This window comes from Micromonospora sp. NPDC049171 (genome assembly GCF_040648275.1).
Taxonomy (GTDB): domain Bacteria; phylum Actinomycetota; class Actinomycetes; order Mycobacteriales; family Micromonosporaceae; genus Micromonospora.
In genome coordinates, this window is the sequence record NZ_JBEZDJ010000002.1 from 243357 (window position 1) to 268872 (window position 25516).

General features: G+C 71.1%; 29 protein-coding genes. 13 read left to right on the forward strand and 16 right to left on the reverse strand.

Annotated elements, in window-relative coordinates; all coding sequences use genetic code 11:
• Positions 1 to 45: 45 nt before the first annotated feature.
• Complete coding sequence (locus tag AB0B14_RS03870; protein WP_357075974.1) at positions 46 to 696, reverse strand: O-methyltransferase; 651 nt, start codon at positions 694 to 696, stop codon at positions 46 to 48.
• Between the two features lie 493 nt (positions 697 to 1189).
• Here AB0B14_RS03870 and AB0B14_RS03875 point away from each other — a divergent pair, with 493 nt between their 5' ends.
• Together AB0B14_RS03875 and AB0B14_RS03880 are read left to right on the forward strand one after the other, a co-directional pair.
• Entirely contained in the window at positions 1190 to 2449 is a 1260-nt protein-coding gene (locus AB0B14_RS03875) for a trypsin-like peptidase domain-containing protein (protein WP_357521303.1), read from the forward strand.
• A gap of 76 nt (positions 2450 to 2525) precedes the next feature.
• Positions 2526 to 2951, forward strand: coding sequence for a preprotein translocase subunit TatB (locus tag AB0B14_RS03880; protein ID WP_357075849.1), 426 nt, complete (start codon positions 2526 to 2528; stop codon positions 2949 to 2951).
• Between the two features lie 259 nt (positions 2952 to 3210).
• On the opposite strand, the gene AB0B14_RS03885 is transcribed toward AB0B14_RS03880, so the two are convergent.
• The 3 genes from AB0B14_RS03885 to AB0B14_RS03895 form a co-directional block, all read right to left on the reverse strand.
• Positions 3211 to 4359, reverse strand: a complete 1149-nt coding sequence (locus tag AB0B14_RS03885; RefSeq protein WP_357075846.1) for an Mrp/NBP35 family ATP-binding protein — start codon at positions 4357 to 4359, stop codon at positions 3211 to 3213.
• A 76-nt stretch (positions 4360 to 4435) separates the two neighbouring features.
• Positions 4436 to 5086, reverse strand: a complete 651-nt coding sequence (locus tag AB0B14_RS03890; protein WP_357521138.1) for a DUF1003 domain-containing protein — start codon at positions 5084 to 5086, stop codon at positions 4436 to 4438.
• Entirely contained in the window at positions 5079 to 6365 is a 1287-nt protein-coding gene (locus AB0B14_RS03895) for a CBS domain-containing protein (protein WP_357521140.1), read from the reverse strand. The genes AB0B14_RS03890 and AB0B14_RS03895 overlap by 8 nt, the downstream gene beginning before the upstream one ends.
• A gap of 33 nt (positions 6366 to 6398) precedes the next feature.
• On the opposite strand from AB0B14_RS03895, the gene AB0B14_RS03900 reads away from it, so the two are divergent.
• A complete protein-coding gene (locus AB0B14_RS03900) occupies positions 6399 to 7268 on the forward strand; it encodes a PhzF family phenazine biosynthesis protein (RefSeq protein WP_357521142.1) in 870 nt (289 codons plus the stop codon).
• A gap of 12 nt (positions 7269 to 7280) precedes the next feature.
• Positions 7281 to 7811, forward strand: coding sequence for a hypothetical protein (locus tag AB0B14_RS03905; protein WP_357521144.1), 531 nt, complete (start codon positions 7281 to 7283; stop codon positions 7809 to 7811).
• A gap of 88 nt (positions 7812 to 7899) precedes the next feature.
• Here AB0B14_RS03905 and AB0B14_RS03910 read toward each other — a convergent pair whose 3' ends face one another.
• Entirely contained in the window at positions 7900 to 8619 is a 720-nt protein-coding gene (locus AB0B14_RS03910; RefSeq protein WP_357521146.1) for an HAD family hydrolase, read from the reverse strand.
• A 105-nt stretch (positions 8620 to 8724) separates the two neighbouring features.
• On the opposite strand from AB0B14_RS03910, the gene AB0B14_RS03915 reads away from it, so the two are divergent.
• Positions 8725 to 9681, forward strand: coding sequence for a DMT family transporter (locus AB0B14_RS03915; protein ID WP_357521148.1), 957 nt, complete (start codon positions 8725 to 8727; stop codon positions 9679 to 9681).
• A 31-nt stretch (positions 9682 to 9712) separates the two neighbouring features.
• Here AB0B14_RS03915 and AB0B14_RS03920 read toward each other — a convergent pair whose 3' ends face one another.
• The gene (locus tag AB0B14_RS03920) at positions 9713 to 9988 is read right to left on the reverse strand and encodes a hypothetical protein (protein WP_357075824.1); all 276 of its coding nucleotides are present in this window, start codon (positions 9986 to 9988) and stop codon (positions 9713 to 9715) included.
• A gap of 10 nt (positions 9989 to 9998) precedes the next feature.
• Complete coding sequence (locus AB0B14_RS03925; RefSeq protein WP_357521305.1) at positions 9999 to 10823, reverse strand: SDR family NAD(P)-dependent oxidoreductase; 825 nt, start codon at positions 10821 to 10823, stop codon at positions 9999 to 10001.
• A 125-nt stretch (positions 10824 to 10948) separates the two neighbouring features.
• On the opposite strand from AB0B14_RS03925, the gene AB0B14_RS03930 reads away from it, so the two are divergent.
• A complete protein-coding gene (locus AB0B14_RS03930) occupies positions 10949 to 11905 on the forward strand; it encodes a CoA ester lyase (RefSeq protein ID WP_357075821.1) in 957 nt (318 codons plus the stop codon).
• 76 nt (positions 11906 to 11981) lie between these two features.
• Here AB0B14_RS03930 and AB0B14_RS03935 read toward each other — a convergent pair whose 3' ends face one another.
• Positions 11982 to 12506, reverse strand: coding sequence for a DUF4190 domain-containing protein (locus AB0B14_RS03935; RefSeq protein ID WP_357521150.1), 525 nt, complete (start codon positions 12504 to 12506; stop codon positions 11982 to 11984).
• A 119-nt stretch (positions 12507 to 12625) separates the two neighbouring features.
• Here AB0B14_RS03935 and AB0B14_RS03940 point away from each other — a divergent pair, with 119 nt between their 5' ends.
• Positions 12626 to 13531 (forward strand): SDR family NAD(P)-dependent oxidoreductase, encoded by a 906-nt coding sequence (locus AB0B14_RS03940; RefSeq protein WP_357075816.1) that lies wholly within the window; start codon positions 12626 to 12628, stop codon positions 13529 to 13531.
• Between the two features lie 24 nt (positions 13532 to 13555).
• On the opposite strand, the gene AB0B14_RS03945 is transcribed toward AB0B14_RS03940, so the two are convergent.
• A complete protein-coding gene (locus AB0B14_RS03945) occupies positions 13556 to 14041 on the reverse strand; it encodes a DUF4190 domain-containing protein (protein WP_357075813.1) in 486 nt (161 codons plus the stop codon).
• A 176-nt stretch (positions 14042 to 14217) separates the two neighbouring features.
• Here AB0B14_RS03945 and AB0B14_RS03950 point away from each other — a divergent pair, with 176 nt between their 5' ends.
• Positions 14218 to 15414 carry an acyl-CoA dehydrogenase family protein gene (locus tag AB0B14_RS03950; RefSeq protein ID WP_357521152.1) on the forward strand — a complete coding sequence of 399 codons (1197 nt, stop codon included), beginning with the start codon at positions 14218 to 14220 and terminating at the stop codon, positions 15412 to 15414.
• 161 nt (positions 15415 to 15575) lie between these two features.
• Here the strand turns inward: AB0B14_RS03950 and AB0B14_RS03955 are convergent, their stop codons facing one another.
• The 4 genes from AB0B14_RS03955 to AB0B14_RS03970 all read right to left on the reverse strand — a co-directional run bounded on the left by AB0B14_RS03955 (position 15576) and on the right by AB0B14_RS03970 (position 19874).
• On the reverse strand, positions 15576 to 15983 hold the full coding sequence (locus AB0B14_RS03955; RefSeq protein ID WP_357075807.1) for a CoA-binding protein: 408 nt from the start codon (positions 15981 to 15983) through the stop codon (positions 15576 to 15578).
• Positions 15984 to 16044: 61 nt separating this feature from the next.
• Entirely contained in the window at positions 16045 to 17007 is a 963-nt protein-coding gene (locus tag AB0B14_RS03960) for a hypothetical protein (protein ID WP_357075804.1), read from the reverse strand.
• A complete protein-coding gene (locus AB0B14_RS03965; RefSeq protein WP_357075801.1) occupies positions 17004 to 17588 on the reverse strand; it encodes a sigma-70 family RNA polymerase sigma factor in 585 nt (194 codons plus the stop codon). The genes AB0B14_RS03960 and AB0B14_RS03965 overlap by 4 nt, the downstream gene beginning before the upstream one ends.
• Before the next feature lie 219 nt (positions 17589 to 17807).
• Complete coding sequence (locus AB0B14_RS03970) at positions 17808 to 19874, reverse strand: intein-containing Rv2578c family radical SAM protein (protein WP_357075798.1); 2067 nt, start codon at positions 19872 to 19874, stop codon at positions 17808 to 17810.
• A gap of 93 nt (positions 19875 to 19967) precedes the next feature.
• Here AB0B14_RS03970 and AB0B14_RS03975 point away from each other — a divergent pair, with 93 nt between their 5' ends.
• Entirely contained in the window at positions 19968 to 20387 is a 420-nt protein-coding gene (locus AB0B14_RS03975) for a DUF393 domain-containing protein (protein ID WP_357075965.1), read from the forward strand.
• Here AB0B14_RS03975 and AB0B14_RS03980 read toward each other — a convergent pair.
• The 3 genes from AB0B14_RS03980 to trxA all read right to left on the reverse strand — a co-directional run bounded on the left by AB0B14_RS03980 (position 20351) and on the right by trxA (position 22312).
• Positions 20351 to 21367, reverse strand: coding sequence for an HTTM domain-containing protein (locus AB0B14_RS03980; RefSeq protein WP_357075795.1), 1017 nt, complete (start codon positions 21365 to 21367; stop codon positions 20351 to 20353). The two genes, AB0B14_RS03975 and AB0B14_RS03980, sit on opposite strands and share 37 nt — an antisense overlap.
• Positions 21364 to 21804 carry a hypothetical protein gene (locus tag AB0B14_RS03985; protein WP_357521154.1) on the reverse strand — a complete coding sequence of 147 codons (441 nt, stop codon included), beginning with the start codon at positions 21802 to 21804 and terminating at the stop codon, positions 21364 to 21366. The genes AB0B14_RS03980 and AB0B14_RS03985 overlap by 4 nt, the downstream gene beginning before the upstream one ends.
• A 145-nt stretch (positions 21805 to 21949) precedes the next feature.
• Entirely contained in the window at positions 21950 to 22312 is a 363-nt protein-coding gene (gene trxA / locus AB0B14_RS03990; protein ID WP_030329190.1) for a thioredoxin, read from the reverse strand.
• A gap of 547 nt (positions 22313 to 22859) precedes the next feature.
• On the opposite strand from trxA, the gene AB0B14_RS03995 reads away from it, so the two are divergent.
• The 4 genes from AB0B14_RS03995 to AB0B14_RS04010 all read left to right on the forward strand — a co-directional run bounded on the left by AB0B14_RS03995 (position 22860) and on the right by AB0B14_RS04010 (position 25431).
• Positions 22860 to 23375 carry a MaoC family dehydratase gene (locus AB0B14_RS03995; RefSeq protein WP_357075789.1) on the forward strand — a complete coding sequence of 172 codons (516 nt, stop codon included), beginning with the start codon at positions 22860 to 22862 and terminating at the stop codon, positions 23373 to 23375.
• An 84-nt stretch (positions 23376 to 23459) separates the two neighbouring features.
• Entirely contained in the window at positions 23460 to 23996 is a 537-nt protein-coding gene (locus AB0B14_RS04000) for a hypothetical protein (protein WP_357075786.1), read from the forward strand.
• A 52-nt stretch (positions 23997 to 24048) separates the two neighbouring features.
• The gene (locus AB0B14_RS04005) at positions 24049 to 24672 is read left to right on the forward strand and encodes an RNA methyltransferase (RefSeq protein ID WP_357075783.1); all 624 of its coding nucleotides are present in this window, start codon (positions 24049 to 24051) and stop codon (positions 24670 to 24672) included.
• A gap of 81 nt (positions 24673 to 24753) precedes the next feature.
• Positions 24754 to 25431 carry a DUF6758 family protein gene (locus AB0B14_RS04010; protein ID WP_357521307.1) on the forward strand — a complete coding sequence of 226 codons (678 nt, stop codon included), beginning with the start codon at positions 24754 to 24756 and terminating at the stop codon, positions 25429 to 25431.
• Positions 25432 to 25516 lie beyond the last annotated feature (85 nt).

Genomic DNA, 25516 nt, shown 5'->3' on the forward strand with positions numbered 1-25516 from the left:
ACGGCTCCCCGCGCGGCAACCGCCAGATCGGCGGGATGGCCTGGATCAGCACTTCACCGCGGCGAGCACACCGTGACCGACCGGGAGTAGCGCGGGGATCCAGTGTTCCGACTCGCGGACCGCTTTGATCGTCTCGCGGACCGTCACCGTCTCCGCGTCCCGGGCGGCCGGGTCACCGATCCGGCCGCTGGCCAGCACGCCGTTGAGCGCGAGCACGCCGCCCGGGCGCAACAGCCGCAGCGCGGCCTCCACACAGGCGTGGAAGCCGGTCGCCTCCGCGTCCACGAAGACCAGGTCGTACGCGCCGTCGGCCAGCCGGGGCAGCACGTCGAGCGCCCGACCGGTGATGATCCGCGTGCGGCCGGCCGCGAAGCCCGCCTCGGCGAAGATCCGCCGCGCGATCCGCTGATGCTCCACCTCCACGTCGATGGTGGTGAGCACGCCGTCGGCGCGCATGCCGCGCAGCAACCAGACCCCACTCACCCCGGTGCCGGTGCCGATCTCCACCACCGCGCGGGCGTTGCCGGCGGCGGCCAACAGTCGTAACGCCGCGCCCGCGCCGGGCGTGACCGCGTCGAGGCCCACCTCCAGGGCCAGGCTGCGGGCGGTGCGCAGGACGAGATCCTCGGTGACGTAAGACTCGGCGAACTGCTGAGCTTGGGCCGTCGAACTGCCGGTACCGGCGACCGTGGCGATGGGGCACCTCCGGGGGCGGTGCGTGGTGCGGGGGCGGGTTGGCACTGTGAGCGTAGAGGCGACCGTCGTGGGGCGCAGTCGGGCCTCCGGCTGAAGCGATCACCGGGTCAACCGCTGACCCCACCGCGTGCATCCGTGCAATCCTGGAAGCGGTATCCCGTCAGCCGCGACCAAACGGCCCGTGGCCGGGCGACGCGGCGCGGGATCCGGGGACGGACTGGGAGGCACCAACGTGACCGACGGCTGGGACTGGCGCCGGGGCGGTGAGACTCCGGCTCCGGCGCGACCGCCCGGGGCAGGGGCCCCACCGGCGGGACTGCCGACCACGCCGGGCGTCGGCAGTACGCCCGCTGCCGTGCCGCCGGGCAGTGCGCCCGCTGGGCCGCCGGGTGGCGGGTCGGCTGTGCCGCCGGGTGGTGTGCCGGCTGTGCCGCTGACCGGCGGGTCGGCATACGGGTACCCGCCGGTGTCGCCGGTGAGGGGTGGGCCGGCCGTGGGGCCGTCGGCGGGCTGGCCGGTGCCGACCGCCGGCGCGACCGGCACGGCCGGTGCGTCGCCCTGGTGGTCGGACGCGCTCGCCGATCCCTGGCGGGACCCGGCGGCGCCGGCCGCGGTGGTGGTGCCGGGGGTGGTGGCGGCCGGCACCGAGCCCGAGCCGGTCTCCGATCCGGACGCGCCGGGTCGGCCGAAGCTACGACACCTGTTGCTCATTCCCGTGCTCACCGCGCTGCTGGCCGGCGCCCTCGGTGGGGCGTTGGGCTACGCGTTCGCGGTACGCGGTGGGGTTGGTGGTGGGGTGGTGCTCGGCGGTGCGCCAGCGGAGGTGCCAGCGCTGGCCCAGCGCAAGCCGGAGTCGCTGGCCGGTGTCGCCGAACGTGTCCTGCCCAGCGTGGTCACCGTCCGGGTGAGCAGCCTCGGCGGGACCAGCGAGGGCTCCGGGTTCATTGCCACCGCCGACGGCCATGTGATCACCAACGACCACGTGGTGGCCGGCGGCAGCGGTAAGGCGTCGGTGGTCTTCAACGACGGCAGCACCGCGCCGGCGACCATCGTCGGTCAGGATCCGGAGTCGGACATCGCGGTGATCAAGGTGAGTCGTACCGGGTTGCGACCTGTGGAGTTCGGCGATTCCGACTCGTTGGCGGTCGGTGACCCGGTGCTCGCCATCGGCTCGCCGCTGTCGCTCGCCAACACGGTCACCGCCGGCATCGTGAGCGCCGTGGACCGGACGATGCAGGCCGGTGAGCCGGGTGGCCCGATGCGCTACTACGCGGCCATCCAGACCGACGCCGCGGTCAACCACGGCAACTCGGGCGGGCCGTTGGTCGACGGCGCCGGACGGGTGGTCGGGGTGAACTCGACGATCAAGTCACTTGTCGCCGAGGGGCAGGAGGCGGGCAACATCGGGCTCGCCTTCGCCATCCCGATCAACCAGGCCAAGCGGGTGACCCAGGACATCATCGGCACCGGCAAGGCCCGGCGTACGGTGATCGGCGCCCGGGCGGAAGGCCCGACCGGGGCGCCCGGGGGTGGCCTTCGGCTGGCGGAGGTCGAGCCGTCCGGCCCGGCGGACAGTGCCGGGTTGAAGGTCGGTGACGTCATCCTCAAGATCAACGGACGGCCGATGACCGAGCCGACGGACCTGACCGCGTTGGTCCGCAAGTTCGCGCCCGGCTCGGTGGTGTCTGTCGAGTTTCGACGGGGCTCCGCCCGGCAGAACACCTCGGTAACTCTCACCGCGGACGCGAAGTGAACAGCGGCTCACCCCTTGCCCGAAAGTCGGGCGGCGTGCGTAGTCTTGCTGCTGACGCCGAGAGGAGGCCCGCGGGATGCTCGACAACCTGAACTGGTGGGAGATCGGTGCGCTGCTGCTCCTGGCGCTGTTGATCTTCGGTGACAAGCTGCCCACGGTCATCAACGACGGCCTGCGGCTGGTGCGCAACCTGCGCAACATGGCCCGCAATGCCACCGGCGACCTGAGTCGCGAGCTGGGCACCGATATCCAGCTTGAGGACCTGCACCCCAAGGCGTTCATCCGCAAGCACCTCCTCAGCGAGGAGGACGAGGCGGCGATCCGCAAGCCGTTGCAGGGCGTCTACGACAACCTGCGTGCGGACGTCAGCAGCGTGCACGACGACCTGAAGGACGTGGCCAGTGCCGCGGACCTGCGGTCGAACGGCACCGGGCCCGGCACCGCCACCAGCAGCAGCACCCCGGCCCCGGCACCCCGCGTCAGCTACGACGACGCCACCTGACCGCCAGCCATCCCACCCGCGGGTGCAGCAAAGATCAACTCGGTTTTCAGGATGTCGGCCAGTTAACGGGCGCGAGATGCCCCGGTTTCCTGAAAGTCGAGTCGATCATGCCGCCGAGCGCCCGCAGACCAGCCCGCGCCAGACGACCAGCCCGCGCCCGCCGCCCAGCGACGGGGCAGGCAGCGCCAGCGCCCAGCGACGGGGCAGGCAGCGCCAGCGCCCAGCGACGGGGCGGGCAGCACCCGCTGGCGGTCAGCAATCAGCGACCGGCGGGCTTGAGGCCGAGCGGCTTGCCGAGCAGCGACTCGCGGCGTAGCGCGAGCCGGTCGGCGATCGTGCCGAGGGCCTGTGCGGCCGGGGACTCCGGCTCGGCCAGCACGATCGGGTTGCCGGCGTCGCCGGCCTCGCGGACGCGGGTGTCCAGCGGGATCTGACCGAGCAGCGGCACCTGGGCGCCGATGGTCCGGCTCAGCGACTCGGCGACGGCCGTGCCGCCGCCGGCACCGAAGATCTCCATCCGGGAGCCGTCCGGCAGCTCCAGCCAGGACATGTTCTCGATGACGCCGACCACCCGCTGGTGGGTCTGCAGGGCGATCGCACCGGCTCGCTCGGCCACCTCGGCGGCGGCGGTCTGCGGGGTGGTGACGATCAGGATCTCCGAGTTGGGCAGCAACTGGGCCAGTGAGATGGCCACGTCACCCGTGCCCGGCGGCAGGTCGAGCAGGAGCACGTCCAGGTCGCCCCAGTAGACGTCGGCCAGGAACTGCTGCAACGCCCGGTGCAGCATCGGGCCGCGCCACACCACCGCGGCGTTGCCGGAGGTGAACATGCCGATGGAAATCACCTTCACGCCGTGCGCCTGCGGCGGCATGATCATGTCCTCGACGCGGGTGGGCCGGGCCTCCGTGCCGAGCATCCGGGGCACCGAGTGGCCGTAGATGTCCGCGTCGACCACGCCGACGGAGAGCCCGCGGGCGGCGAGCGCCGCCGCCAGGTTGACCGTCACGCTGGACTTGCCGACGCCGCCCTTGCCGCTGGCCACCGCGTACACCCGGGTGCGCGAGCCGGGCTGGGCGAACGGGATGACCGGCTCCTCGGTGGCGCCTCCGCCGCGCAGCTGCGACTGCAACGACTGCCGCTGCTCGGGGGTCATCACACCAAAGTCGATCTCCACGCCGGTGACGCCGGGCACCGCGGCGACCGCGGTGGTGATGTCCGTACGCAGCTTGTCCTTGAGCGGGCAGCCGGCGACGGTCAGCAGCAGCTCGACGCGGACGACGCCGTTGGCAGCGATCGTGGCGGAGCGGACCATGCCCAGCTCGGTGATGGGCCGGCGGATCTCCGGGTCGTTGACGGTGGCCAGGGCGGCCTGGATCGCGTCCTCGACGGTGCTCACGGGTGCTGACATGCCCGCAATGCTACGTCGCGGGGCATCCGTTGCCGCCGCTGCCCGGTGCGGTGTGAGCCAATCGATGACCCACCGATCAGCTGTCGGACCGGCGCGGCCCGGTGCCGTCCGGCCGGGCGTCGCGGACGAAGTCGCCGTCCAGGTCGTCGCGTGGCTCGTCCAGGCCGACACCGTCGGTCGGTCGTTGGCCGCGCTTCTCCTGCCGGCTGTCCTTCTCCTGTTGGCGGCGTTCCAGCCGCTGCCGACGCTGCCCCATCTCGTCGAGTTCCTCGGCCAGTCGGGCCAGCTCGGAGCGGAGGAAGTCGCGGGTGGCCACCTCACCCAGCGCGATCCGCAGTGCCGCGATCTCCCGGGCCAGGTACTCGGTGTCCGCCTTCTGCGCGGTGGCTCGCCGCCGGTCCTCCTCCAGGGCCACCCGGTCCCGGTCGGCCTGCCGGTTCTGTGCCAGCAGGATCAGCGGGGCCGCGTAGCTGGCCTGCAACGACAACACCAGGGTCAAGAACGTGAAGGTGTACGGGTCGAAGCGCAGGTTCGCCGGGGCCACCGTGTTCCAGACGAACCAGATCGTGATCACCACCGTCATGACGACGATGAAGTTCGCAGTCCCCATGCCCCGGGCGATGCCCTCCGACCACCTGCCGAACGCCTCCGCGTCGAACCGGGGCAGCTTGATGCCCCGGGGCTCACGCGGCTGGTCGAGCCGTTCGTTACGCCGCTGCTCAGCCATCCGCGCCGTCCAGCGCCGCGTCGGTGGTGCCCGGGGCGGTCAGGGCGTCTCGGTCCCGCCAGTCCCGGGGTAGCGAGTGGTCCAGCACGTCGTCCACGGTCACCGCGCCGACCAGCCGGTTGCTCCGATCGATCACCGGCATGGCGACGAGGTCGTAGGTGGCCATCCGGCGGGTGATCTCCGGCAGCGGGGTGGTCGGGCGCAGGGGGTCGATGTCGTTGACCACCACCTTGCCCAGCAGGTCGGCAGGCGGCTCGCGCAGCAGCGCCTGGAAGTGCACCATGCCCAGGTAGCGGCCGGTCGGGGTGTTCTGTGGTGCCCGGGTCACGAAGACCTGCGCGGCGACGGCGGGGGACAGTTGTGGCTCCCGGATCCGGGCCAGCGCCTCGGCGACTGTGGCGTCCGGCGGCAGGATGACCGGCTCCGAGGTCATCACACTGCCCGCCGTTCCGGGCGTGTACTTCAGGAGCTGACGCACCGGGTCGGCCTCGTCCGGCTCCATCAGGTCCAGCAGCACGTCCTGCTCCGGTGGGGGCAGCTCGTTGAGCAGGTCGGCGGCGTCGTCCGGGTCCATCTCCTCCAGCACGTCCGCGGCCCGTTCCCGGTCCAGCGCGGCGAGGATCTCCACCTGGTCGTGCTCCGGCAGCTCGCTGAGCACGTCGGCCAGCCGCTCGTCGTCCAACGCCGCCGCGACCTCGTTGCGCCGTGCGTCGGGCAGGTCCTGAAGCGCGTTGGCCAGGTCGGCCGGTCGCATGTCCTCCAGGACGGCGAGCAGATTCGCCGTACCCCGGTTGTCGGCGATGCCGCTGAGGCCGCGCACCCGGTCCCACTCGACCTGGTGCAGGTGGCCGCGGCGGCTGAGCCGACCGGTCTGCTCGCGCACGGCGACACGGGTCAGGGACCACTCGCCGCCCCGCGTGCACTCCATCGCGACGTCCACGACCGTGCCGGGCTGGCCACCCGGGTCGAGTTGCACCCGCCGGTCGAGCAGCTCCTGGAGGACCAGCAGCTCGTTGCCGCGCTTCTCGAACCGGCGCAGGTTCAGGGTGCCGGAGCCGAGCACGACGGCGTCCGCGTCGATGGAGGTGATCCGGTTGATGGACAGGAAGATCCGACGACGCATCGGCATCTCGGCCACGAGGCCGACCACCTCCGGCGGTCGTTTGGTCGCCCGTAGCCGTGCCACGGCGTCGCGAACCCGGCCCACCTGGTCGCCGTTCGGGTCGAAGACGGCGACTCCGGCGAGACGGGCGATGTAGACCCGGGTCGGCGTGCTCACGGGCACCAGCCTAAGCGCCTAGTGTTTATCAACATGTCGACCTTGGCCTACGAGATCGTGGACGTCTTCACCGACCGCCCCTTCGCCGGCAACCCGCTGGCCGTGGTGTTCGGCGCGGAGGGGCTGGCCGCCGAGCAGATGCAGGCGCTCGCGCTGGAGTTCAACCTCTCCGAAACGGTGTTCGTGCTGCCGCCGACCCAGGTCGGAGCCACCTACCGGGCCAGGATCTTCACCCCGGTCGAGGAGTTGCCGTTCGCCGGGCACCCCAGCGTCGGTGCGGCGGTCACCGCGAGCCGGCGGGGCATCTTCGGTGTGGGGCAGGTCACTCAGGAATGTGGGGCCGGGGTGCTGCCGATCGAGGTGACCCCGACCGGGGCGACGCTGACCGGTGGCGCACCGACCCTCGGGCCGGAGTTGGACCCGGAGCCGTTGCTGGAGATCGCCGGGTTGACCTTGGACGACCACGTCGGGCCCGCCCCACGCGTCGCCGGCTGCGGGCTGGAGTTCCCGTACCTGCCGGTGCGACCGGAGTCGGTGGCCCGCGCCCGCGTGCAGCCGGCGGCGGCGCAGCGGTACGGGGTGTCGCAGGTCAGCGTCTTCTCCTGGGACGCCGCCGCGCGAAGCGCGCACGCCCGGGTGTTCGTGCCGGGGATGGGCGTCCCGGAGGATCCGGCTACCGGCTCGGCCGCGCTCGGCCTCGGTGTGTGGCTGGTGGCGACCGGGCTGCTGCCCGGCGAGGGGTTGTCGGAGTACGCGGTCCGCCAGGGTGTGGAGATGAACCGCCCGTCCGCGCTGACCTGCACGGTCACCGCGGCGAACGGGGTGGCGGTCGGGGCGACGGTCGCCGGCCAGGTGATGCCGGTGGCCCGGGGCGAGATCAGCGTTCCGCCCTTCGTGGGTTGAGCGGAGGCACCGATGCGGGAGGATGCGGGTGTGACGGACGAGGACGCCCCCGGCGGCACGCCACTTGTCGACGAGGCGATGAAGAAGGCCGCCGTGGCCTGGGTCAGTGTGTCCGGCGGGCCGGCGCTCGCGCTCTGGTGCGCCCCGCTCGAGGGCGCGCTGCTGGTGGTTTCCGGGCCGGGCGAGCAGGCCGCGCCGGGCCTCGCCGAGGCGACCGAGGCGCAGGTCACCCTGCGCGGTGACCACGGCGGTCGGATCGTCACCTGGCCGGCCCGGGTGAGCCGGGTGCTGCCGGGCACCGAGGCGTGGGACACCGCCGCGCCCCTGGTGGCGGCGAAGCGCCTCAACGCGCCGGGCCCGACTGCCGACCTGGTGGCCCGCTGGGCCGCGGACGGGTGCGCGGTGAACCGACTCAGCCCGGCGGGTCCGCCGTTGGCCGGCGCGGACCTGCCGGCCGACGCGCAGGCCGAGGCACCCCGGGCCACCCCGGCGGTCCGGGCCACCCGCAAACCGTTCCGCCTGCACCGGGTCCGCCGCCGCTGACCGCGCGCCCGCCCGCACCGGGTCCGCCGCCGCTGACCGGGTCCGCCGCTGCCTGAGCTGGCCCGCACCGGAGCCGCCGCTGGCGGAATCAGCCGGCCCGGCCGCCGACGCCCACCACCTCGACGTAGTCGTCGACGAGGGTGAGCACCTCACCCAGTGCGCCGAGGGTGGGCCCTCGCCAGTCCAGATCGGCGTTGAACACCAGGTGCGTGGCCAGGTCCGGCGCGGCCAGTCGGACGGCGGTCATCCCGGCCCGCTCGGCGCCGGTCAGCTCCTGGCTGCCGCCGTCACCGACGTACAGGCAGTCGGCGGGCGTGAGCCCGAGCCGTTGGCAGGCGGTCAGGTACAGCACCGGATCCGGCTTGCACCGTCCTACCTGCACCGAGAAGACCCGCACGTCGAGCAGTGGGGCCACCGCGAGCTGTGGCAGGAAGGCCGGCAGTTCGTGCGTACAGTCGCTGATCACACCGGTGTGCAGGCCACGCTGGCGCAGGGCGGCCAGGACGGACACCGCGTCGGCCCGCAGCCAGGTGTCCGCGCGGACGGCCCGGTGCCGCGACGCCACCGCCGCCCGCACCGCATGGTCACTCGGGTGTACGCCGGCCTGGGCGCACACCCAGCGCAGGGTCGCCTCCGCGTCGCCCAGCCGGCCGGTGGCCCGCTCGTAGTAGGTGCGGTCCAGCACCTCGGTCAGGGTGTCGGTGGGGCACCCGAGCAGCTCGGCGGTGCCGACGTGCGCGACACCACGCTGCACCGGACGGGTCAGGGTGCCGAAGAAGTCGAACAGCACCGCCTGGTAGCTGGGCATGGGAACGCCTCTCCGGGCGGTAGAGGGTCACCGGCGGGACCCGCGTGATCGTAACGGAGTGCTGACCCTCCGTGCTGACCGTCATACGTGTGAGGATTACGTCCCGTGTCCCCACCTCCACACCGCCCGTCCCCGGACCTGCTGACCACCGGCGCGGTCGGCCTGGCCGTGGTCGCCGTGTCGTCGTCCGCGCCGCTCATCGCGTACGCGGCCGCCCCCGCGCTGGCCATCGCGTTCTGGCGCAACCTGCTCGCGGTGGCCGTGCTGAGCCCCTTCGCGCTGGCCCGGCGCCGCGCCGAGTTCCGCGGGCTGACCCGAGGCGTCCGACGGCGGGAGGGCCTGTTCTGCGTCCTGTCCGGGGTCGCGTTGGCGGGCCACTTCGCCACCTGGGTGCCCAGCGCCCAGCTCACCTCCGTCGCCACGTCCACCGCCCTGGTCGCCACGCAGCCGGTCTGGCAGGGGCTGATCGCCCGCGCCCAGGGGCGTCGACTGCCCCGGGTGGTGTGGATCGGCATCGCGGTGGCGGTCGGCGGCGCGGCGATCGCCACCGGGACCGACGTGGGTGTCTCCGGCAGCGCCGTCCTCGGCGACGTGTTGGCGCTGGCCGGCGGGCTGTTCGCGGCCGTCTACACCGCCTTCGGTGAGCGGGCGCGCGCCAGCATCAGCACCACCACCTACACCACCATCTGTTACGGGATCTGCGCGCTGATCCTGCTGGTGGTGTGCCTGGTCGGCGGCGTACGGCTGACCGGGTTCGACGGGCACACCTGGCTGGCCATCCTGGCCCTGGTAGCCGGCGCCCAACTGCTCGGGCACTCGATGTTCAACTACGCCCTGCGGAAGATCTCCGCGACCACGGTGAGCGTGCTGATCCTGCTGGAGGCGCCCGGCGCGGCTCTGCTCGGCTGGGCCTGGCTGGGTCAACTGCCCCGCCCGTACGCGCTGGTCGGGATGGCGCTGCTGCTGGTCGGGGTGGCGGTGGTGGTGCTCGGCGGTGGCCGGGCCGCTCGCCGGGGCACACCGACCGCGCTGCCCGCCGACCCGACCCCGTTGGACGGCTGACCGCACGGCCCAGCCGGGTTGCGGTGGGCGCTCAGACCTCGTGGACCTCGATGACCCGGGTCGTCGGAGCGGCTTCGCCGAGGGCGGTACGCAGCGCGGCCCGCTCCGGGTCGGCGAGGAACGACTCGTAGCCGGCCCGACCCTCGAAGTGGATCACGTGCACCTCGGTCTGCCCGTCGGTGCCGCGCAACCGGCGGTCCAGGTGGCCGCCGTGCCGCCCGAGCAGGGCCAACACGGTGTCCTCGTAACGCTGCCCGGCAGCCTCGGCCCCGACCGGAAACTCGACGAGCGCGACAAGAGTCAGCATGCCGGCCAGGTTAGGCGTCGAGACCGACGGCCTTGGCGCTGGCCGCCCAGAGCCGGGCGGCGAGCTGTGGATCGGCGGCCTTCCGGTACGGCCGACGCAGCCGACGGTCGCTGTAGTAGCCGCCGTCGACAAGCCGGGAGCGGTCCTGGTTGGCCAGCCACACCAGGGTCTCGGCGGCCTTCTCCGGGCTGCGGAACGGCATGACCCGCATGCCGAACGCCACGAATTTGCTGTCGTTCGCGAACCGGGTGCGCACCGTCCCGGGGTGGAAGCTGTACGCGGGAATGCCCGGCCAGCGCCGCGCCGCCTCGGCGGTGAACAGGATGTTCGCCTGCTTGCTGGTGCCGTACGCGCTTATCGACAGGTAACCGCGCAGCGGGGCGTTCAGGTCGTCCGGGTCGAGCGAGCCGAAGCGGTGTGCGCCGGAGGCGGTCACCACGATCCGGCCCACCCGGTCGGCGAGCAGGTTGGTCAGCAGGAACGGGGCCAGGTGGTTGGCCTGGATCGACATCTCGAAGCCGTCGACGGTGCGCAGTGGTTGCAGTGCGATCGCCCCGGCGTTGTTGGCGAGCACGTCGATCCGGTCGTACGCGGCCCGGAGCTGCTCGGCCAGTCGGCGTACGTCGTCGAGGATCGCGAAGTCGGCCCGGAACAGCTCGGGGCGTTCACCGGAGTTCTCCCGTACCCGTTCCGCCGCGGCCTGCAGGCGGGCCGGGTCCCGCCCGACCAGCACCACCCGGTCACCCCGGCAGGCCAGGTGCACCGCGGCGGCCAGGCCGATGCCGGAGCTGGCCCCGGTCACCACCACCAGTCGACGCCCAGTGAGATCTTCCACAGGTCCATTCACCCCGGTCATGGCGCGAGGTTACCGTGACGTCACAACGCCCTTTGGGATCGTTAAGTTTCCCGCGAAGTCAGGTGGCGTCGGCATGCCCGCCGGACGCTGGAAGGAGCGCATCCATGGCCGCAGTCGGTCGTCCCCGCCGGTCGTGCCTCGCCGTGCCGGGTTCCAGCGTCAAGATGCTCGGCAAGGCCCAGGGGCTCCCGGCCGACCAGGTCTTCCTGGACCTGGAGGACGCCGTCGCCCCACTGGCGAAGCCGGACGCGCGCAAGAACATCGTGGCCGCGCTCAACGAGGGTGACTGGGCCGGCAAGACCCGGGTCGTGCGGGTCAACGACCTGACCACCCCGTGGACCTACCGGGACGTCATCGAGGTCGTCGAGGGCGCCGGCGGGAACCTGGACTGCCTGATGCTGCCGAAGGTGCAGAACGCCGAGCAGGTGCACTGGCTGGCTCTGCTGCTCACCCAGATCGAGAAGACGCTCGGCCTGGAGGTCGGCCGGATCGGCATCGAGGCGCAGATCGAGAACGCGGCCGGCCTGGTCAACGTGGACGCCATCGCCGCCGCCTCGCCGCGGCTGGAGACCATCATCTTCGGCCCGGCCGACTTCATGGCGTCGATCAACATGAGGTCGTTGGTGGTCGGCGCGTTGATCCCGGACTACCCGGGCGACCCGTACCACTACATCCTGATGCGGATCCTGATGGCCGCCCGGATGCACGCCCTGCAGGCCATCGACGGCCCCTTCCTGCAGATCCGGGACGTCGACGGTTTCCGTGCGGTGGCCAAGCGCTCGGCGGCGCTGGGCTTCGACGGCAAGTGGGTGCTGCACCCGGGTCAGATCGACGCCGCCAACGAGGTCTACCAACCGGCGCAGGCCGACTACGACCACGCCGAGTTGATCCTCGACGCGTACGAGCACTACACCTCGGAGGCCGGCGGCAGGCTCGGCGCGGTGATGCTCGGCGACGAGATGATCGACGAGGCGTCGCGCAAGATGGCGCTCGTCGTCGCCGCGAAGGGCCGGGCCGCCGGGATGACCCGTACCTCGTCGTTCACCCCACCGGCCGAGTGACCGGTCGGGCCGGGACGACCGCCGCCGGCTGTCGACCTGGCCCGAAACCCGGCGGTACGCCGACCCCGCCCGTGGGTCAGTAGCTGCTGTCGTTGCTCGCGCCCGTGGTGACCGCGAGGATGATCGCGCCAACGTAGAAGAGGATCAGCAGCCCGAGCAGCCCGGTGAGGATCCAGCCGACGATGATGGCGGCCTTCGCCATCCCCGCACCGCCCTCGCCGCTGAGCCGGATCTGTTTCTGCGCCACGTGCCCGAGGATCGCGCCGACCGGCGCGGTGATGCAGGACGCGATGCCGACAAGCGCGAGGACCAGCGCCGCGATCGCCATCCCGTTGGTCTTCTGCGCGGCCGGGTAGCCGTAGCCGGGATACTGCGGGGGATAGCCGGGCGGGCCGTAGGCGGGCGGGGCGTAACCCTTCATCGGCTCACCGAACGGCGGCTGGCCCCCGGCGTACGGGTCGACCGGCGCGTACGGGTCGGCCGGGCCGGGTTGGGCGGGCACCGACTGACCGGCCACGAGGGTCGGATCCGGTGTGGGGCTCGACGGCTGAGCCGGCCACGTGGGATCGGACCAGTTGCCGGGTGGCGGGGGATTGGTCATGCGAGCTCTCTTCGTCAGGTCGGGATGCGCTGTCAGGGTAGCCAGCACACCGCAAACCCGACGCCCCCACTACCGGGTGCCGCGTTGCTCGGGCCGGTCCTAACAGGCAGGATCCTGGCATGGCATTCGACGCGCGCGCCGCGGACCGTTCCGGCAGCCGACCCAGACGGGACGTCAGCCGCCCGGGTGGGGCCCGACGTGCCCGCGCGGCCACGCCGGCGGGCAGCCCCGGCCCGGACGAGCCGGTCGCCCTCACCGACCCGGTGACCATGCGGCTCGACGGGCGGGTCGCCCTGGTGACCGGGGCGGGCAGCCCGGACGGCATCGGGTACGCCACCGCCCGGCGCCTCGTCGACCTGGGCGCGCGAGTGGCCATCGTCTCCACCACCCGGCGCATCCACGAGCGGGCCGGCGAACTGGGCGTGACCGGCTTCGTCGCGGACCTGACCGACGAGTCCGAGGTCGGCGCGCTGGCCGACGCGGTCGCCGAGCAGTTGGGCGACGTCGAGGTGCTTGTCAACAACGCCGGCCTCGCCAGTCGAGCCAGCCAGGGGGTGCTCCGGCCGGTCGCCCAGTTGACCTACGACGAGTGGCGCGGCGAGATCGACCGCAACCTGTCCACCGCCTTCCTGTGCAGTCGGGCGTTCATCGGTGGAATGGCCGAGCGCGGCTGGGGTCGAATCGTCAACCTGGCGGCCACGGCCGGCCCGGTCAACGCCCTGCCCACCGAGGCCGCGTACGCGGCGGCGAAGGCCGGGGTGGTCGGGCTGACCCGGGCACTGGCCATGGAGATGATCGCCGACGGGGTGACCGTCAACGCGGTGGCGCCCGGCACCATCTACACCGCGGCGTCCACCATGGCCGAGATCAAGCAGGGGCTGGGTACGCCGGTGGGTCGACCGGGCACTCCGGACGAGGTAGCCGCCGCGATCAGCTTCCTCTGCTCGCCGGCCGCCTCGTACATCACCGGTCAGATGCTTGTGGTGGACGGCGGCAACAGCGTCCGCGAGGCCCGCTTCCGCTGACCGCGATCCGGGTGTTGCCGGCGGTCAGTACCCGCCGCTGTCGCCGTTGTTGCTCAGCGCCACCAGGGCCAGCCAACCGCAGCAGGCCAGCAGGGTGAGCCCGGTGAACACGTACCCGAGGATCAGCCCCCAGGTGGCGAGCTGGTCGCCCTCCTCGCCGCTGGTGCGGATCTGCCGCTTCGCCACGTGGCCGAGGACGGCGCCGGCCGGCGGGAACACGAAGGCGAACACCAGCGACAGGATCGCCAGGACGTTGGTGCCCCGGCCGGGGCCGGACGGGGGTGGGCCGTACTGGCCGTAGGGGCCCTGCGGAGGGTACGACGGCTGTTGGCTCCAGTGCGCCGACTGCTGCGGACCCTGCTGCCCGTACGGCGACGATTCGTCCGCTGGTGGCCCGTACGGTGGCTGGCCGCCCTGCGGTGGCGCGTACGGTGACTGGTCCCGAGGCGGCTCGTAGGGTGACGGCGGTTGGTCGTCTGCCGGCGGTCCCGACGGCGGCGGGTGGCTCACAGCTGTACTCCTCCTGCCGGTGCCGGAAAAGTCCCTCTTGCCGGACGCTACCCGCAGCGGTGAACCTTTTCACAGCGGTTGTGAGGACTGGTCACCTTGGCCCGGTCGGCGCGGAGACCGATACTGACCCAGCGTCCAGTTACCCACGAGTAGTGCGCGGATCCCCGGAGGCTGAGATGGCCCGACTCGCCCAGACACCCGGCCTGACCGACGTGCAACAGGCGATCCTGGAGACCGTTCGGGAGTTCGCCGACAAGGAGATCATCCCGCAGGCGCAACGGCTGGAGCACGCCGACGAGTACCCCACCGACATCCTCGACGGGATGCGCGAGATGGGGCTGTTCGGCCTCACCATCGACGAGGAGTACGGCGGGCTGGGCGAGTCCCTGCTCACCTACGCGCTGGTGGTGGAGCAACTGTCCCGGGGCTGGATGTCGATCTCCGGCATCGTCAACACCCACTTCATCGTGGCGTACCTGATCTCCCAGCACGGCTCCGCCGAGCAGAAGACCCGCCTCCTGCCGAGGATGGCCACCGGCGAGGTGCGCGGCGCGTTCTCCATGTCAGAACCCGGTTGCGGTTCGGACGTCGCGGCGATCGGGTCCCGCGCCGTACGGGAGGGCGACCACTACGTGCTCAACGGCCAGAAGATGTGGCTGACCAACGGGGCGTACTCCTCGGTGGTGGCCACCCTGGTCAAGACCGACACCGGCGCCGAGTCCGTCTACGGCAACATGAGCACCTTCCTGCTGGAGAAGGAGCCGGGCTTCGGCGAGACCGCCCCCGGCCTGACCATCCCCGGCAAGATCGAGAAGATGGGTTACAAGGGCGTCGAGACCACCGAGATGGTCCTCGACGGGGTGACCGTGCCCGACTCGGCCATCCTCGGTGGGGCCGACCGGGTGGGCCGGGGTTTCTACCAGATGATGGACGGCATCGAGGTGGGCCGGGTCAACGTGGCCGCCCGCGCCTGCGGCATCTCCATCCGCGCCTTCGAGTTGGCCGTCAGCTACGCCCAGCAGCGCAAGACGTTCGGTCAGCCGCTCGCCAAGCACCAGGCGATCGCCTTCAAGCTCGCCGAGATGGGCACGAAGATCGAGGCCGCGCACGCCCTCATGGTCAACGCCGCCCGCCTCAAGGACGCCGGCCAGCGCAACGACGTCGAGGCCGGGATGGCCAAGCTGCTCGCCTCCGAATACTGCGCCGAGGTCGTCCAGGAGGCGTTCCGCATCCACGGCGGCTACGGCTACTCCAAGGAGTACGAGATCGAGCGGCTGATGCGGGAAGCCCCGTTCCTACTCATCGGCGAGGGCACCTCGGAGATCCAGAAGACAATCATCTCCCGGGGTCTGCTCAAGGAGTACAAGCTCTGATCAGCGCCTGCTGATCGGTCGCCCGTGCCGTCGTCCTCCGATCGGTCTGGCCGCGCGGTCGGTCAGGAGCGTGATGACTGTGAGGCATCAAGATGACTCACGGGCATCACGCTCCTGACCGAGGCTGTCCGCGCCGACGGACCACTCGTCTCCGCTTCTGGTTAGGTGAGGCGGGTCAGGTTGGCGGCGGCGCGTTCGACTATCAGGCACCGGTCCTCGACGTAGTCCATGCCGGCCTCTTCGGCGATCTTTCGCGCCTCGGCCGAGACGATGCCCAACTGCAGCCAGACCGCCGGGGCGCCGATCGCCGCCGCGTCCCGGACCACCTGCACGGCGTCGGCCGCCGGCCGGAACACGTCCACCAGGTCGACCGGGTGCGGGATGTCGGCCAGCGACCTGTACGCCCGTTCCCCGAACAGTTCGTCGACGGTCGGGTTGACCGGGATGATGCGCCAGCCGTACCGCTGCATCTGCAACGGCACGCCGTGCGCGGCCTTGCCGGGGTCGCGGGACGCGCCCACGACGGCGATCACGGCGGCTTCGGCGAGGATCTGCTGAGCGGTACGCACCCGCCGAATGTAGCGCCGTCCGCCCGCCGGAGGCAGACGCAGAACCGATCAGGCCGGACCGTCAGTTGGTCGGCCCGCCGGGAAGGGTCGGGGCGGCGCCAGTGGTGCTCGTCGAGTCGCCCTTGGTCCTGCCCTCGAACTTCGTGTAACCGGCGGGCGGCGTCAGGTCGAAATGGCTCAGGTTCTCGGCCGTGCGGGGCAACCACTCGAAGGTGCTGACCTCTGCCTTGCCTGTCACCTTTCCGCTCTTGTCGGCGACCGTCTTGTACGGCAGGAACGAGGTCTCGTCCACCCAGAGCTCGGCGGTGTAGGTCGCCGTTCCCGGCTTCAACCGCAGGTGCACGGTGTCGTGCCCGTCCACCTTCTCCTGGCCCACGATCTCCAGGCTCCCCTTGGCGAGCCAGTCCCTGATGGTCGCCGGGTCGTTCGGCACGAAGACCGTGCCTGTCGCGTCCTTCGCGGAACCGACGAACTCGAAGTACGTCCGCTCGAGGTGGCTGATCTGGGTGCCGCGCTGTTTCCCGTCGGCGATGACCGTCACCAGGGAGGAGTCCGGGCTGCCGTCGCCCCGGTACATGTCGACCCGGGAGCTTCCGGTCTGCTTGTCCGTCCAGTAGTCGATCCGGCCGCCCGGGTAGGCGTCCCGCACCTTCACGACGTAGTCGTCCGCGTCGCCAAGCGCGGCCTGGGTCTGCGCGCTGACGTAGACGACGTCGCGCAACTGCGACTGGCGGGACGTGTCCGTCGAGCTGGCGGAGGCTCCGCCCGGTTGACCGGTGCCGCCGTCAAGCGTGCTCAGCGCGACACCACCGACGGCGAGACCCGCCAGAGCGAAAGCGGTCGCGGTCGCCATCACTGGCCGGCGCAGAAACCAGCGCTTCGGGGCCGGGCGCCGGTACACCGACCCGTTGAGGATCGCGTGCCGCATCCGGTCGGTGGCGTCCGCCGGAGCGCCGGTCAGGTTCTCCCGGAAGCCGACAAGCAGGTCGACGCCCGAATTGTCTGAGTCAGAATTGATGGTCATGCGGTTCCCTCGTTCGCAGACGTGGACGGTGCGTAGTGCGCGGGCATCGCGAGGCGCAGGCGTGCCTTGGCCCGATGGAGGCGGGACCGGACGGTGCCCGGTGCCAGGCCGAGCGCGGAGGCCAGCTCCGGATAGTCCAGGCCGGCCCAGACATGCAGCAGGAGCAGATCGCGTTGGTCGTGCGGCATCGCGGCGAGCGCGCCGGCCAGTGCCTGCGTGGCGGCCTTGGCGTCGAGCCGTTCGTTGGCCCGGTCGGCGAAGTTGTGCTGACCGGAACCGCCGAGCGGGTCCGAACCCGACTTCTCCAGTGCCCGCAGCCACCGCACCTCGGCACGGTGGTAGTTGCGCAGCAGGTTGCTCAGGATGCCGAACAGCCACGGGCGCGCGTTGGCCACCGACGTGTCGTACCTGTCGCGTCGCGAGAACGCCACCAGGAATGTCTCGGCGACCAGATCCTCGGCGAGTTGCCGCCCGACCCGCCGGGCGCTGAAGTCGTACAGCCAGCCGCCGTACCGCTCGTACAGCTCCCCGAACAGTTCAGGCGCCCCCGTTACCAACAGCGCGTCAGAGCGCTCGGTCACAGTCATGTCCCGGCGGCCCCCTGGTTCGACGGTGTGTTCATACCTGGTTCTTGTCTGGAGCCGACGCCAGGTTCCCGTTTCCTCCGGCCCGAGGCCGAGGCGGGCGCCGCGTGTCGCGCCGACCACTGTCCGTTGACCGCCACGTGCCGCGGGCGCGCGAAGCAGGTGCGACCGATCAGCGTTCCTGCAGGTAGAGGCGTCCCTGCCCGGCACGCAAGGCTAGAGCAGGGTCAGCTGCTCGGCGGTCGGCGCAGGGGGCGGCTCGGGCAGTTGGCGGTTGTCGCCCACCTCGGCGCGGTGCAGCCCGTGCCGGCGGGCCGCGATCCGCACCCGCGCGGTCAACTCCCGCTGGTACGCCTGCGGCGCGTACGCACCGGCCCGGTAGAGCTCGCGGTAGCGGGGCACGAGGTGCGGGTGCTCCTGGGCGAGCCAGTGCGCGTACCACTCCCGGGCGCCGGGACGCAGGTGCAGGGGCAGCGCGGTCACGCTTGTCGCCCCGGCGGCGGCGATCGCCGACACCGTGGCGTCGATGGACTCGTCGCCGTCGCTGAGGCCGGGCAGGATCGGGGCCATCAGCACCCCGACCGAGAAGCCGGCGTCGGTGAGCGCCCGGACCGCGTCCAGTCGGCGGCGTGGGTGCGGCGTGCCCGGCTCGACGGAACGCCAGAGCTGCTCGTCGACGAACCCCACCGAGAAGGAGATGCCCACGGTGGTGACCTCGGCGGCCTGGCGCAGCAGCGGCAGGTCGCGCAGGATCAGCGTGCCCTTGGTGAGGATCGAGAACGGGTTGGCGAAGTCTCGCAAGGCGCCGATGATCTGCGGCATCAGCCGGTAGCGCCCCTCGGCCCGCTGGTAGCAGTCGACGTTGGTGCCCATCGCCACGTGCGCGCCCCGCCACTTCGGCGCGGCCAACTCGCGTCGGACCAACTCACCGGCGTTGACCTTGACGATCACCTTCCGGTCGAAGTCCGCACCAGCATCGAGATCGAGATAAGTGTGAGTATTTCTCGCGAAACAGTTGTGGCTGACCACTCCGTTGGCGATGAAGTCCCCGGTGCCAGTGGTGATGTCCCAGAGCGGCAACTCCAGCCCGAGTTCCTCGATGCCGACAACCCTTAGGTCAGCCTTGCACTTCAGTGCGGCGCCCTCGATCGAACGCTTCCTGGTGATGGCCGGGTCGGTCAGGTGGAAGAACCTGAGCCGGGCGGGAAGGCCCCCGGTCACTCGTATGTAGCGCAGTCGATTTGTTCGCCCTCGATCCTCGAGAACGGTGCTGAAGCCAAGGGCGCGTAGTGCCTCGGCGGCGTGGATAAGAATCTGATCGTTGCAGTTGGCGATCCTGAGGATCCCCTGGCTGCAACTTCCTTCAGCATCGAAAATGCCAGCGATGAATCCTCTCTGCCACTCGGAAGTAGCTTGCTGCGGCCATCGGATCAGTTCCCTGATGGCATCGACCTTCCGCTTCCCCGACGCGCGGATCGCCTCCATCGCCCGTCGGTCGGGCCTCGCCTGCCCGAAGGAGGTGCGGCTTGTCTCGACGCCCGCCTCTCTCAGGAACTGCTGGGTCCGATCAAGGGCCTCGCTGTCTGCGAGCGCCAAGCGGAACTGATGACTCCAGCTCTTGCCTGAGGCATAGCTGCCTATGGTTCCGTCGCCACGAGCCATGCCGCAGAGGTAGCCACGACGGTAGTCGTGAGATTGTTTCGGAGTAGCCGCGAAGGCCCCAGTGCCAATGAGGCGATTGTTGGTGGTGAGATAGGGGCGCTGGTCGGTGCCGAACATGCTGCCGGTGACGTGCTTCCAGCCTCGATCCGTCAGGAACCGGTGGTCGCCGCTGGCGATGAGGGTCGTGCCGTCCTCCAGAGTGACCCGGTAGGCCGGCTTCACCGTGGACCACTTGTCGAGGACGGTAGTGATCACGTATCGACGATAGTTACCTCGTTGCTCGGTCCCATAGATGCGGTTACCCGGCTCCAGTTCGCTGATCGGCTTCGTGCGGCCGTCCGCCATCAGGATCGGGGTGTCACCGGAGACGCAGTAAACACACGCATGAGAACAGCCACGGTACGGGTTGATGGTCCACTCGAACGGGACGCGGGACTGGCCGGGCACCCGGTTGAGGATGGACTTGGCCTGCACCTCGTAGAAGGTCATCCCGGCGAACTCGGGGGTGTCGAAGGTGCGGGCGACGGCGCCGGGCAGCGCCAGCGGCAGGGGTGGCGTCGCTGGCGCTGCCCGCTCGGGATCTCCCTCGATCGGGGGAGCGGTGAGGTTGTCCCAGCGCATGACCACTATTCGAACACGCGTACGAGTGGAGTGCAAGTGACCCGCCGTACACCGGTGGTGGTTCTGGTGGTCGGGGAGGGGAGGATGGACTCCATGGAGACGTCGACCTTCGTCTACGACGGGGACTGCGCGTTCTGCACGCAGTGCGCCGAGTTCATCGCTCGCCGGATCCCCACGGGCGCGCGGGTGGTGCCCTGGCAGTTCTCCGACCTGGACGCGCTCGGCCTCACCGTGGCCGAGTGCGAGGAGGCCGTGCAGTGGGTCGGTGCGGACGGCGCGCGTGCTGCCGGCCCGGATGCCATCGCGAAGCTGCTCGCCGACAGTGGCCCGCTCTGGCGGATCGCCGGTGCGGGCCTGCGGTTCCCGCCGGTGCGTGCGGCTGCCTGGCCGGTGTACCGCTGGGTGGCGCGTAACCGGCACCGCCTGCCGGGCGGCACGGCGGCCTGCTCGCTGCCGCAGGAGGCGCGGGAGCGGCTCTACGGCCCGGCGGGACGCCCGACCACCGGAGCCTGATCGCCGAGCGGCACCAAATCGGCACCGGCTCGCACCGGCGCCTGATCTCCGGGCGGAGCGACGTCCGCGCCGGCCCGCCCCGTGGCCTGGTCGCCGAGGCGCGCTGCCGTGTCGGCGTGTGTCGGGGCCGGGGTTTCCGTCGCTGTCCCGGCGGGGTCGCGGCCGAGGAGTCGGCGGGCCCACACCACCGGGCGCACCCGTTCCAGCGGCAGGAAGCTGGTCATCGCGGCCAGGTGCGGCGCGAACGAGATCGTGATGGTCGCGATGGTGACCACGTGGAACGAGTAGAAGAAACCGACCATGGCGAGTCGCCAGCGGGCCGGTAGCAGGAAGACCACCGGGCTGAGCAGCTCGAACGCCACGATGCCGAACTGGGCGACGATCAGCAGGTGCGGCACCTGGGCGATCAGGTCGGCCAGGTCGGTGCCGCGCCGGATGATCGCGCGGGCCAGCACCGAGCCGGTCAGCCAGTCCAGGCCGCCGTAGCGCAGCTTGGCGAAGGCGGCCAGGAAGTACGTGCAGATCACCGCGATCTGGGTGGCACGCAGCGCCCAGCCGCCGGCCTCGGTGCGGGTGGTGTCGCCGTGCCGGGCTCGACCGGCGGTGGGCAGCACGGCCAGTGCGACGAGCAGCCCGATCCGGTCGTGGTCGACCTTCCCGTAGCTCATCGCGATGATCATCCATTGCAGGTACAGCGCGCAGACCGTCCAGCCGAGCAGTCGGGGCGCCCGTCCGGTCGCGGCGAGAAGGGCCAGCAACAGCAACGCCCAGAAGATCACCGTCACCAGCGTCTCGGTTGGCGTCGGCAGGGGGAGCAGGCGGCCGATCAGGAGCGGCTGGTACAGGTCGCCGGGCACGCTGACCCGGGTGCGCACCCAGGGAGTGAAGATCACCAGGTCGGCGGCGACGAAGAGGTAGATCACGGTGCGGAACGCGGCGATGCGACCGCGCGGCACGGCCTCGGTCAGCCAACGGCTCATCGCGGGGCCTGCCAGCGGACCACTGTCTCGTCGGTGTGCTGGCCGGTTGGCCGGCCGGCCCGGATGCCGTGCCAGCGGATGACGATGCGGACCTCGACCAGCGCGGCGGCATCCGGGTGACGTTCGGCGTACGCGTCGGCGACCTCGGCGAGCAGTGCCGGATCGGCGGCGTACCGGCTCTGCTGCCCCTCGATCTCGGCGCGGCGGATGCCGGTCGCGGCCTGGTCGAGGTCGACCACGGCGCCCGTGCTGTTCACCCCCTCGACGCGGGTGTCCGGGGCGGGTGCGTTCGGCGGGTTGGAGGTGGAGTACATCCGGAACGGGCCGAACGGGAAGTCGTCGTCGCTGCCCCAGAAGGTGCCGACCAGCAGCAGGACGAGAGCGAGTGCGGTCGCGCCCAGCCGGGTCACGCGCCCGCGGGCGGTCAGGGTCTCCATCAGGTCGTGACGATACGGGATGTACCGGCCGCGTCGGGTCCCTCCGACGGTCAGTTGGGCCTGCCCAGGCAGGTGATCGGAGGGGGTACGACGAAGGCCGGGCCCGCGTCGGGGCCCGGCCTTCGGATGTCGTCGTGGCGACGACTCAGTGATTGTGCTCGGCCAACTGCTTACGAACGTCGTCCATGTCCAGGGCCTCGACCTGCTCGATCAGGTTTTCCAGAGCGGACTCCGGAAGGGCACCCGGCTGGGCGAAGACGATCACGCCGTCGCGGATCGCCATGATCGTCGGGATCGACCGGATGTCGAACTTGGCGCCCAGCTCCTGCTGAGCCTCGGTGTCGACCTTGCCGAAGACGATGTTCTGGTGCTTCTCCGAGGAGCGCTCGTAGACCGGGGCGAACCGCTTGCACGGACCACACCAGTCGGCCCAGAAGTCGACCAGGACGATGCCGTCGTTGCCGGTCACCTCGTCGAAGTTCGCCGAGGTCAGCTCAACGGTTGCCATTGCACTCTCCGATCACCGCGGTTTGTCTACGTCCCGTAGAACCAGGGCTGACCGTATCGAATTCCCGGGCGCTCAGGCCCGAAACGTGCCCAGCCTGCCGGTGGGCGCCGGGGGTCATCGACCCACGTCTGTTCATCTCGATCTGAGGAACGCAAATGCATGACGCACTTGCGTGACCTGCGGTGATGGGAGCGGTTCCAGGGAGATCCACCCATTCGAGCACTACGAATCGGTAACTTGGCACCTGACGAGGAGGTATCCGGCCTGCGAAGATCGCCGATCAACCTCCGGTTCGTCACCGAGAGTAGTGTTACAAAAAGATAAATGTGACCTCGATCTCTGTCGGACCTACGCTTCCGTAGGGCAGAATTCTCCCCATCAGAGCGTGGGCGGCGGGTGCCGGGGAGGGCCCCGCCGCTCATTGCGTCTCCCCCCTGGTGAGTGACCGGTGTGACATTTCCGCCGGCGCCGCTCCCGGCCAGTTTCCTTAACCTTCGGTAAGGCATGCTGTGCCGAACTCCATCGCCGCCCGTCGAAGGGGACCAGGATGCAGTTCGGCCGCTACTACGAGGAGTTCGAGGTCGGCGCGGTCTACCGGCACTGGCCGGGCAAGACCGTGACCGAGTACGACGACCACCTCTTCTGCCTGCTCACCATGAACCACCACCCGCTGCACATGGACGCGCACTACGCGGCGACGGCCAGCCAGTTCAAGCGCAACGTCGTGGTCGGCAACTACATCTACTCGCTGCTGCTCGGCATGTCGGTGCCCGACGTGAGCGGGAAGGCGATCGCCAACCTCGAGGTCGAGTCGCTGCGGCACGTCGCGCCGACCTTCCACGGCGACACCATCTACGGCGAGACCACCGTGCTGGACAAGCGTGAGTCCGGCTCGAAGCCCGATCGGGGCGTGGTGTCGGTGGAGACCCGTGGCTACAACCAGGACGGCACGATGGTCTGCGTCTTCCGGCGCAAGGTCATGGTCCCCAAACGGGAGTACGCGGCCAGCGCCGTCCCCGAGGGAGTGGACCCGGAGCGGCCCAGCTTCCCCGAGCCACGCTGAACGGCCCGGGCCGCCGCACTCCAGGTGCCCTCTGCCGACAGCGGGTCTGCCGGGAAGGGGCGCTGTCCGGGTCGCGGGGGACATATGCTGGCGCCGGAGGTTCCGATGAGCCACTCCGTCGCCGGAGAGCCGCCCTCTGCCGGCCGCCGAGCCGCACCCCTGACCACCGCTGTCTACTCGGCCACCGAGTGGGATCTGCTCATCAGCCTGCCCGGTCGGGTCCTCGTGACCGCGGCGGCTTCCGGTCCCGGTCGCACGGACCGGGGGGTCCTGGCGGGTCTGGCCGGCCTGGACGCCGTGGCCGCGGGCCGAGCCTTCGACAGCGATCTGGTCCGCGCGGTGGTCGCCGCGATCTACGCCCGTCCGGACGGCACCCCACCGCCCGCCGAACGCCTCACCGACCTGGTGGACCTGCTGGCCGCCTGTCGGGCCGCGAGCCGGGTCCTCAGGCGGCGCGCCGACCCGGCGGACTCGGCCGCGTACCGCCAGTGGGTGCAGTCGGTCGCGGCCCGGGTCTGCCGGGCGGTGCCCGGCCCCGGCGAGCGCCGGGAGGACCAACCCACCACCCCGGCGGACCGGCGCTTCCTGGACCACCTCGGTGCGGCGCTCGGGCTGGGCTGATCCGGCGGGCCGTCGCACCGCGCCCCGGCCCGGTCCGTACCCTCTGATGACCGTGACCGACGACCAGCCTGAGGTGGGTGTGGGCCCCTGGCCGGGGGACCCACCGGACGACCCACGGTACGACCCGCAGTTGCTGGCGGAGGGGGACCGGCGCAACGTCGTCGACCGCTACCGCTACTGGCGGCACGAGGCGATAGTCGCCGACCTGGACCGGCACCGGCACGGCTTCCACGTCGCGATCGAGAACTGGCAGCACGACTTCAACATCGGCACGGTGGTCCGCAACGCCAACGCGTTCAACGCCGCCGAGGTGCACATCGTCGGGCGGCGTCGGTGGAACCGGCGCGGCGCCATGGTGACCGATCGCTACCAGCACGTGCGGCACCACGAGACGATCGAGGAGTTCGTGGCCTGGGCGGGGGAGCGCCGGCTGCCGGTGTTCGGCATCGACAACCTGCCGGGGTCGCGCCCGCTGGAAACCGGCACCCTGCCCCGGGACTGTGTGCTGCTGTTCGGCCAGGAGGGGCCCGGTCTCTCCGCGCCCGCCCGGGCCGCGTGCGACAGGCTCTACTCCATCGCCCAGTACGGCTCGACGAGGTCGATCAACGCGGGCGTGGCCAGCGGCATCGCCATGCACGCCTGGATCCGTGCGCACGCCGGCGCGCCGCCGGACTGACCCTCGCCCCAGCGACCGAATCGGACGTTCCGGCTTGACGTGCCGGCGCTGCGGGGTGACGGTGGAGTTGTGAGTGTCGCGGTGAGTTGTCCGAGATGCGGGGGCCCGGTCCGGGCGCCGGATCTGATGCACACCGACTCGAGGTGTCTGCGGTGCGGCCCGGTGCCGCCGCTGCACGTGCCCGAGCACATCGGAGCGGAGATCGTGGCGAGCGTGGTGGAACGGATCACCACCGCCGCGGATCCGCCGGTGACACCGTTGTGGTGCCCGTGGCCGCTGCCCACCGGCTGGACTCTCACCGGTGTGGCGTATGCCGGGGACGAGCGGACGGGTGTGCGGGCGACCGCGGTGGCGTGCGCGGGCCCGGCGCCACTCGGCGGCGGCCCGGCCGATCTGGTCTTCGTGGCCGAGGAGCCGGGCGTCGGCCTGGGCACCCGGCTCGCCGGACTGGCCGGCCCGGATCCGGGGCCGGAGTTGGCCGGCGCGTTGACCGACCCGGGGCCGGGTCACCCCGACCATGTGGGCCAGGCCAGGATCAGGGTCGGCGGGCACCCTACTCCACTGTGGTTGGTGAATTCTCCGACAGATCGAAGCGCGTACGCCGGCGAGGCTCGGGGAATGTGGCTCCATGCGATAGCCTGGCCGGCGAGTGCGGGTCATCTGCTCGCGGAAGATGTCGTGTTACACGACCTGACCGAGTGGACTCCGCCCGAGCTCGTGTACGGCGCACCGTCCCCGTACTTACCCGGTAGGGCTTGACAACCCATCCGGATTGACGGAGAACGGACGCAGATATTCACTGTACGACACCACACTGATACTCTGGGTGCCGCTGCGGTAATGG

Excerpts from the sequence above, each read along its gene's own strand:
- AB0B14_RS03880 (WP_357075849.1), top strand. The coding sequence starts at position 2,526 with ATGCTCGACAACCTGAACTGGTGGGAGATCGGTGCGCTGCTGCTCCTG.
- AB0B14_RS03885 (WP_357075846.1), bottom strand. The coding sequence starts at position 4,359 with ATGTCAGCACCCGTGAGCACCGTCGAGGACGCGATCCAGGCCGCCCTG.
- AB0B14_RS03890 (WP_357521138.1), bottom strand. The coding sequence starts at position 5,086 with ATGGCTGAGCAGCGGCGTAACGAACGGCTCGACCAGCCGCGTGAGCCC.
- AB0B14_RS03900 (WP_357521142.1), top strand. The coding sequence starts at position 6,399 with ATGTCGACCTTGGCCTACGAGATCGTGGACGTCTTCACCGACCGCCCC.
- AB0B14_RS03905 (WP_357521144.1), top strand. The coding sequence starts at position 7,281 with ATGCGGGAGGATGCGGGTGTGACGGACGAGGACGCCCCCGGCGGCACG.
- AB0B14_RS03910 (WP_357521146.1), bottom strand. The coding sequence starts at position 8,619 with ATGCCCAGCTACCAGGCGGTGCTGTTCGACTTCTTCGGCACCCTGACC.
- AB0B14_RS03920 (WP_357075824.1), bottom strand. The coding sequence starts at position 9,988 with ATGCTGACTCTTGTCGCGCTCGTCGAGTTTCCGGTCGGGGCCGAGGCT.
- AB0B14_RS03930 (WP_357075821.1), top strand. The coding sequence starts at position 10,949 with ATGGCCGCAGTCGGTCGTCCCCGCCGGTCGTGCCTCGCCGTGCCGGGT.
- AB0B14_RS03935 (WP_357521150.1), bottom strand. The coding sequence starts at position 12,506 with ATGACCAATCCCCCGCCACCCGGCAACTGGTCCGATCCCACGTGGCCG.
- AB0B14_RS03940 (WP_357075816.1), top strand. The coding sequence starts at position 12,626 with ATGGCATTCGACGCGCGCGCCGCGGACCGTTCCGGCAGCCGACCCAGA.
- AB0B14_RS03950 (WP_357521152.1), top strand. The coding sequence starts at position 14,218 with ATGGCCCGACTCGCCCAGACACCCGGCCTGACCGACGTGCAACAGGCG.
- AB0B14_RS03960 (WP_357075804.1), bottom strand. The coding sequence starts at position 17,007 with ATGACCATCAATTCTGACTCAGACAATTCGGGCGTCGACCTGCTTGTC.
- AB0B14_RS03970 (WP_357075798.1), bottom strand. The coding sequence starts at position 19,874 with ATGCGCTGGGACAACCTCACCGCTCCCCCGATCGAGGGAGATCCCGAG.
- AB0B14_RS03975 (WP_357075965.1), top strand. The coding sequence starts at position 19,968 with ATGGAGACGTCGACCTTCGTCTACGACGGGGACTGCGCGTTCTGCACG.
- AB0B14_RS03980 (WP_357075795.1), bottom strand. The coding sequence starts at position 21,367 with ATGAGCCGTTGGCTGACCGAGGCCGTGCCGCGCGGTCGCATCGCCGCG.
- AB0B14_RS03985 (WP_357521154.1), bottom strand. The coding sequence starts at position 21,804 with ATGGAGACCCTGACCGCCCGCGGGCGCGTGACCCGGCTGGGCGCGACC.
- trxA (WP_030329190.1), bottom strand. The coding sequence starts at position 22,312 with ATGGCAACCGTTGAGCTGACCTCGGCGAACTTCGACGAGGTGACCGGC.
- AB0B14_RS03995 (WP_357075789.1), top strand. The coding sequence starts at position 22,860 with ATGCAGTTCGGCCGCTACTACGAGGAGTTCGAGGTCGGCGCGGTCTAC.
- AB0B14_RS04000 (WP_357075786.1), top strand. The coding sequence starts at position 23,460 with ATGCTGGCGCCGGAGGTTCCGATGAGCCACTCCGTCGCCGGAGAGCCG.